This window comes from Bacillus sp. NPDC060175 (genome assembly GCF_042728695.1).
Lineage (GTDB): Bacteria > Bacillota > Bacilli > Bacillales > Bacillaceae_G > Bacillus_A.
In genome coordinates, this window is the sequence record NZ_JBHWYR010000129.1 from 1 (window position 1) to 7,755 (window position 7,755).

General features: G+C 37.2%; 6 protein-coding genes. 5 read left to right on the plus strand and 1 reads right to left on the minus strand.

Annotated elements, in window-relative coordinates; all coding sequences use genetic code 11:
• The first annotated feature begins 123 nt into the window (after window positions 1–123).
• The 5 genes from ACFWDE_RS28985 to ACFWDE_RS29005 all read left to right on the plus strand — a co-directional run bounded on the left by ACFWDE_RS28985 (window position 124) and on the right by ACFWDE_RS29005 (window position 5,838).
• Window positions 124–1,779 (plus strand): peptide ABC transporter substrate-binding protein, encoded by a 1,656-nt coding sequence (locus ACFWDE_RS28985; protein ID WP_377896208.1) that lies wholly within the window; start codon window positions 124–126, stop codon window positions 1,777–1,779.
• A gap of 126 nt (window positions 1,780–1,905) precedes the next feature.
• Window positions 1,906–2,835, plus strand: coding sequence for an oligopeptide ABC transporter permease (gene opp3b, locus ACFWDE_RS28990; RefSeq protein ID WP_000534165.1), 930 nt, complete (start codon window positions 1,906–1,908; stop codon window positions 2,833–2,835).
• The gene (gene opp3C, locus ACFWDE_RS28995; protein ID WP_377896209.1) at window positions 2,832–3,848 is read left to right on the plus strand and encodes an oligopeptide ABC transporter permease; all 1,017 of its coding nucleotides are present in this window, start codon (window positions 2,832–2,834) and stop codon (window positions 3,846–3,848) included. Before opp3b ends, opp3C begins: the two co-directional genes overlap by 4 nt.
• Window positions 3,849–3,866: 18 nt before the next feature.
• Window positions 3,867–4,910, plus strand: a complete 1,044-nt coding sequence (locus ACFWDE_RS29000; protein ID WP_002149824.1) for an ABC transporter ATP-binding protein — start codon at window positions 3,867–3,869, stop codon at window positions 4,908–4,910.
• On the plus strand, window positions 4,903–5,838 hold the full coding sequence (locus ACFWDE_RS29005; RefSeq protein WP_002149823.1) for an ABC transporter ATP-binding protein: 936 nt from the start codon (window positions 4,903–4,905) through the stop codon (window positions 5,836–5,838). The genes ACFWDE_RS29000 and ACFWDE_RS29005 overlap by 8 nt, the downstream gene beginning before the upstream one ends.
• A 192-nt stretch (window positions 5,839–6,030) precedes the next feature.
• Here the strand turns inward: ACFWDE_RS29005 and ACFWDE_RS29010 are convergent, their stop codons facing one another.
• Window positions 6,031–7,476: an MATE family efflux transporter gene (locus ACFWDE_RS29010; RefSeq protein WP_193654805.1), complete on the minus strand. Its 1,446-nt coding sequence runs from the start codon at window positions 7,474–7,476 to the stop codon at window positions 6,031–6,033.
• Window positions 7,477–7,755: the final 279 nt, after the last annotated feature.

The window sequence follows — 7,755 nt, forward strand, 5'->3', positions numbered from 1 at the left end:
CTATATTCACAATCGTCATATTATATGTATAATGAAAATTGTAGAAACTTGGAGATTATTCTTTCAATTCTGTTTTTCTACAAGCGAGGGTACAGGAAGTGCAATTAGGGGAGGCAACACAACATGAAGAAAAAGATACCGTTATTACTTGCATCAACTTTAACTGCAAGTATGTTGCTTGGCGCGTGTAGCTACCAGAAAGAGGACGCTAAAGCAAAAGGAAAAGAAAACGCTACTAGTAGTAGTAACGGAAAACAGATTCTCAATTTAACAGAGTTATCTGAAATTCCATCAATGGATGCATCGTTAGCATCAGATTCTGCATCTTCAACAGCATTAAATAATACGATGGAAGGTTTATATCGTACTGGCAAAGATCAAAAGAGAATGCCTGGGATTGCTGAAGATGTCCAAAAGCTAGATGATGGGAAGAAATACATATTTAAATTAAGAAAAGATGCGAAATGGTCGAATGGGGAACCTGTAACAGCGAAAGACTTTGTGTATTCATGGAAAAGAGCAGTAAATCCAGATACAAAAGCGACGTATTCGTACATTATGTTCGATATTAAAAATGCAGAAAAAATTCATAAAAAAGAATTACCTGCTGACCAATTAGGTGTAAAAGCGATTGATGATTATACATTAGAAGTGGAATTAGACAATCCCGTTCCTTACTTTATTGATTTAACGGTTTATCCGGTGTTTTACCCACTAAATGAGAACTTTGTGAAATCACAAGGTGATAAGTTTGGTTTAGAGGCAAATACAACATTATATAACGGGCCATTCGTTATGAGTGATTGGAAACATGAACAAAGCTTCCAATTTAAGAAGAACCCATTATATTGGGATAACAAGACGGTTAAAATCGAAGAAATAAATTTCAATATTGTGAAAAATACATCGACTGATGTAAATTTATATGAGACAAATGCGATTGATCGTGCGGCTCTAACGTCGGAATTTGTTGATAAATTTAAAAAAACTCCAGAGTTCCAAGCACGACAAGAAGCAGGAGTTGCCTACTTAAGATTCAATCAAAATAATAAGTATTTGAGTAATAAAAACTTAAGAAAAGCAATTTCAATGTCCTTTGACCGTGATAACATTGCAAAAGTTATTTTAAACAACGGCGCAATTGGTGCTTACGGATTTGTTGGAAAAGATTTCGCTGAAGGTCCGAATAAAAAAGACTTCCGTGCTGAAAATGGAAAGCTAGTTGAAACGGATTCAAAAGAAGCGAAAAAACTTTGGGAAACAGCGAAGAAAGAGCTTGGCACTGATAAAATCGAATTAGAATTCTTAAGCTTCGATAATGAAGATGCGAAAAAAATTGGCGAATTCTTAAAAGGTGAGATGGAAAAGAACTTACCTGGTTTATCGATCAAAATTAAACAGCAGCCATTCGCACAAAAAAATAAATTAGAAGATTCTCAGCAATATGATATTGCGTTTGGTGTTTGGGGTCCAGATTTCCCAGATCCAATCTCATATTTAGATATGTTTGTTACGAATGGTTCACAAAACAAAACGGGATATTCTAATCCGAAATATGATGAACTAATTCTAAAAGCAAAAACAGATACAAAAGATTTACAGGCTCGCTGGAACAACCTTTTAGAGGTAGAGAAGATGTTAATTAAAGAGGATGCAGTTATTGCTCCAGTCTATCAAAAAGGTTCAGCGTATGTAGTAAAAGGTGCTGTAAAAGATATTATCCCGATTAACTACGGTGGTAAATTAACTTACAAATGGGCATCTGTTGAACAAAAATAATCTTTTTTCCATCGTTTACAAGGGTATATGCCTATGATGGGCATGTGCTCTTATTTTAAAAAAATAAAAGTAAGAATATTTCAAACTATCTTATTGCTTTTGAGAAAAACGGGGAGGTGCTTGACTATGGGACGTTATGTATTAAAACGTTTCGTGTACATGGCTTTGACATTATTTTTAATTACTACACTGACTTTCTTTTTGATGAAATTACTACCGGGTTCTCCACTTAAAAACCAGGAGAAACTATCACCGGCACAAAAAGAAATCATTCTTGAAAAATATGGTTTAAATGATCCAGTACCAGTTCAATATGCGCGTTACTTAGGTAACTTAGCAAAAGGTGATTTAGGGGTATCATTCCAATATGATAACCGCCCAGTAACAGATATGATTGTGGATCGTATTGGACCATCAGCACAACTTGGTTTACAAGCGATTATATTAGGAACATTTATCGGTTTAATTTTAGGAATCGTTGCGGCACTTCGTAACAATACGTGGGTCGATTATGGGGCGACAATTATTTCCGTACTCGGGATGTCGGTACCCTCATTCGTATTCGCCGCATTACTACAATATTTCGTAGGGGTAAAACTTGGTTGGTTCCCAGTAGCATTCTGGAAAGGACCGGAGTTTACAGTAATGCCTACAATTGCCTTATCGATGGCAGTTATCGCAACAATCGCACGTTTCGCTCGTGCAGAGTTAATTGAGGTTATGCAAGCTGACTACATTTTAACAGCGAAAGCGAAAGGAATTAGCCAAGGCGTTATCATTATCAAGCACGCACTTCGTAACGCGTTAATTCCAGTTGTAACAATTTTAGGACCAATGGTTGCAGGATTAATTACAGGGACACTAGTTATTGAGCAAATTTACGCTGTACCTGGACTTGGGGAACAATTCGTTAAATCGATTACAGTGAATGACTATACAGTTATTATGGGTACTACAATTTTCTATAGTGCGATCTTCATCTTAGTTATTTTCATTGTCGATATTTTATACGGAATTATTGATCCTCGTATTCGTTTAGCGGGAGGGAAAAAATGATGAAAGATGTACAAAAATTATCTCCAGATTTATTTCAACCAGCCAATCAAAGTAATGTTGATAATGAAGTCATTGCCCGTCCAAGCTTAACGTTTTGGCAAGATGTAAGAAGACGTTTGTTCCAACATAAAGGTGCAATGTTTGGTTTCGTATTATTAATGCTTATTGTACTACTAGCAGTTATAGGACCAATGATAAGTAAGCATTCTTATAAAGAGCAGGATTTAGGTCGTGCGAAAATGCCACCGAAAATTCCAGTGATTGAAAATGTTCATTGGCTACCATTTGATGGTACAGATCAATATGGTGTTGACCAATATGAAAAACGTGATATTAAAGAGTACTTCTGGTTTGGTACAGATGATCTTGGCCGTGATTTATGGACAAGAACATGGGAAGGTACACGTGTATCATTATATATCGCTCTTTTAGCAGCAGCAATTGACCTAGTAATCGGGGTTGCATACGGAGGTATTTCAGCGTTCTATGGCGGCAGAGTAGATAATATTATGCAACGTATTATGGAGATTATTAACGGTATTCCATACTTAATCATCGTTATTTTAATGGTAATCATTATGGGGTCAGGTATATGGTCGATTACACTCGCGATGGCAATTACAGGTTGGATAGGGATGTCGCGTATCGTTCGTGGACAAATCCTAAAATTAAAAAACCAAGAATATGTATTAGCATCTCGTACATTAGGTGCAACAAATACACAGTTAATTGTGAAGCACTTAATTCCGAACGTAATGGGACCAATTATCGTAATGACAATGTTTACAATTCCAACGGCAGTATTTGGTGAAGCATTCTTAAGCTTCATCGGACTAGGCATTCAGCCACCATTCGCATCACTTGGTTCTCTTGTAAATGATGGTTATAAATCAATTCAAACGTATCCACATATGATGTTCATCCCAGCGGTTGTCATCAGTATGTTAATCTTAGCATTTAACTTAATTGCAGACGGATTACGCGACGCGTTAGATCCAAAAATGCGTAAGTAAAAGAGGGGAGAAGTAAAAATGAAAACATTGCTAGAGGTAAAAGATTTGCAAGTCTCCTTTGATACACATGCAGGTGAAGTACAAGCTGTACGCGGCGTTACTTTTGATTTAAAAAAAGGAGAGACATTAGCGATTGTAGGAGAATCTGGTTCTGGTAAATCAGTTACTTCTAAAGCGTTAATGGGATTAATTCCGAATCCTCCAGGACGTATTAAAAACGGTGAAATCGTATTTGAAGGTCGTGACTTAACGAAACTAACAGAAAAAGAAATGCAGCAAGTACGCGGTAAAGATATTGCGATGATTTTCCAAGATCCAATGACATCATTAAATCCAACGATGACAATTGGTAATCAGATTATGGAAGGTCTTATTAAACACCAAGGGATGAGTAAAGCAGATGCACGTAAAGTTGCCTTAGAATTAATCGACCTTGTAGGTATTCCAAATCCAGAAGCGCGCTTAAAACAATATCCTCATCAATTCTCAGGTGGTATGAGACAGCGTGTAGTTATTGCGATGGCGTTAGCTTGTAATCCGAAATTATTAATTGCCGATGAGCCGACAACAGCGCTAGACGTTACAATTCAGGCGCAAATTTTAGAGCTTATGAAGGACATTCAGCAAAAAACAGAAGCAGCAATCATTTTCATTACGCATGACTTAGGTGTAGTGGCAAACGTTGCAGACCGAGTTGCGGTTATGTACGCTGGTAAAGTTGTTGAAATTGGAACTGTTGATGAAATTTTCTACAATCCAAAACATCCATACACATGGGGCTTAATCGCATCTATGCCAAGCTTAGATGGTTCAGAGGACGAGCTATATGCGATTCCAGGAACGCCTCCAGACTTATTAAAACCGCCAAAGGGTGATGCTTTTGCACCACGTAACCCGCAGGCTCTGAAAATTGATTTTGAAATGGAACCACCTTTATTTAAAATAAGTGACACACATTATGCGGCAACTTGGTTACTTCATGAGCAAGCGCCAGAAGTAAAACCACCAGCAGTTGTTGAAAAACGTATTCTTCAAATGAAAGCAGGTGAACAACATGACTAAACAACGTGAAAAATTAATTGAAGTAAAAAATGTGAAACAACACTTTGATGTGAGTGGTGGTGTTGTTAAAGCAGTTAATGATATTTCATTTGATATTTACCGCGGTGAAACATTTGGACTTGTAGGAGAATCTGGTTGTGGTAAGTCAACAACTGGAAGAACGATCATTCGTTTATACGATGCAACTGCCGGTGAAGTGTTGTTCGATGGTGAAAATGTACATGGGAAAAAATCACGCGCAGAACTTAAGAAATTCAACCGTAAAATGCAAATGATTTTCCAAGATCCATATGCATCATTAAATCCTCGTATGACAGTAGGGGATATTATCGCAGAAGGTATTGATATTCACGGACTAGCAAAAGGCAAAAAAGAGCGTATGGACCGTGTTCACGAGCTGTTAAATACAGTTGGTTTAAATAAAGAGCACGCGAACCGTTTCCCGCATGAATTCTCAGGCGGACAACGTCAACGTATCGGTATCGCTCGTGCGCTAGCTGTAGAACCTGAATTTATCATTGCTGATGAACCAATCTCAGCACTTGACGTATCGATTCAGGCGCAAGTTGTAAACTTACTGAAACAGTTACAAAGAGAAAAAGGTTTAACATACTTATTCATCGCCCATGATTTATCGATGGTAAAATACATTAGTGATCGCATTGGTGTAATGTACCGTGGTCAAATCGTTGAGCTGACAACAAGTGAAGAGTTATATGCGAATCCAATGCATCCATATACAAAATCACTACTATCAGCAATTCCACTTCCAGATCCAGATTATGAGCGCAATCGTAAACGTATCGTATACGACCCATCGCAGCATGATTATGGTAGTGAAGCACCAACAATGCGCGAAATTCGCCCAGGACATTTCGTATTATGTTCTGAAGCAGAGTATAAGAAATATAAAGAAATCTATCAATAATAAAGTAGAGCCATTCTTTTATTACAGAAGGATGGCTCTATTTTTTTATACTAATTAAACTTAATTTAGTATAAAGAGATTTTATCCAAGTTCTTTTTCTGTTTAAAGACAGCAAAGTAAGAGTTTCCAAGAATGAAGAAAAAGGCGACTGAAATCCAGCCGCCTTTTTCTTCATTTAGAAACACTTTTATTTTACTGCGCCTGAACAGAAACACTCTCATCTTGCTCATTTGGTTTAACAAGTGCATAATTTTCCCACGCTCTACTTCTCCAGCGGAAGAACATAATAATTGCTCGCGTCCATTCATCGATGGCAATCGCTAGCCAAATACCAACGAGCCCCATATCTAAATGGAAGGCGAAAAAGTAGCCGAGCGGTAAGCTCATTAACACCATGGAGAATGCACCGATTAAAACAGGATATTTTGCATCGCCAGTTGCACGAAGTGAATTAATGATGACGATGTTCATCGTCCGTCCTGTTTCAAGTAGTACACTTAGTAAAAGAACGCTTGCCCCTAGAGAGATAATATGAGGATTATCCGTAAATAGTCCCATTAATTGTGTGCGGAATGTAACAACGAGAATGACCATAAATAAAGTTACACCAATCGCCCATTGTACACTTTTCCATACGCGTGTGTAAGCTTCATCCTTTTCATTTCCGCCAACTAGGCGTCCAACGATAATAGCTGTTCCCATACCGATAGCAATGGCGAATAAATAAGTGAACATGGAAATGTTAGTAGCGTATTGTCTTGCAGCTAACGATTCTGTTCCTAAGTATGTTGCGTAATATAAGAAGACAATTTGACAAGCTTGATACATGACTTGCTCGAATGCCGATGGAATGCCGATCTTTAAAATTTTGCCAACGTATTCTTTTGATAAAGTGAAGTAATATTGTAATTTCACACGGTATTCCATAACGCGATACAGTAACCAGAAGAAAACGATAAGTGCGATTAACCGGCTGACAGCAGAAGAAATAGCAGCCCCTTGCACACCAAGTTCAGGGAAACCGAATTTCCCGAAAATAAGTACGTAGTTTCCGGCGATATGAATAATATTCATTCCAAGCGAAACAAACATCGCTTGCTTTGTAAAGCCGTGAACGCGGATAATTGCGGCTAATGAGTTAATAATAGCTTGAAGGAAAATAGCTCCTCCGACGATGGATAGATAGCTTTGTGCATACGTTAATACATCGCCTTGTAAATTCATTGCCATCATCATATGTTTTGAAAATAAAAGAAAACCAGCGCTTATAATGAGTCCGACCACTAAATTTAATGTGACGGCTAATGCTGATATTTTTGATGCTTCCATAAAGCGTTTAGAACCGAGGTATTGGGATACAACGATAGCTGCACCATTCCCGATGACTTCTAGTACTAAAATCGCGATGTGAAGGTATTGATTCGCTGCACCAACCCCAGATACAGCATCGTCTGATAATGCACTTAACATGAAAGTATCAGCGATCCCCATCAGCATAAAAAGAAAAACTTCTAGAAAAATAGGCCATGTTAATAAGAATAAACTTAATTTCTCTGTTGGCCCGTTTTTTGAGTGAATTGCTGTCATGTCCGTCCCCTCTTTACCGATATCTATTTTTAGCAAAGTGTATCGTAACACACTTTCATATCCTTTGCACTTATTTTAGCCTACATATTTTCAATATGAATAAACCTTCATTTTATGACAAAAAAGGAAGAATAATTATGCGCAAGATATTATAGGATATAAAATTTGTTTTTCTCGGATAATTTAGAAAAATATAAAATTTATTACTTTTAACACTTTAGTTCAATAAAAACGCAGTGTAAAACGTTTACAAACGCACCTGGTGTTAACAGAAAATTTTAATAAAATAGAAATATAAATATACAAAGAATATATTTGTGTGTATAATAT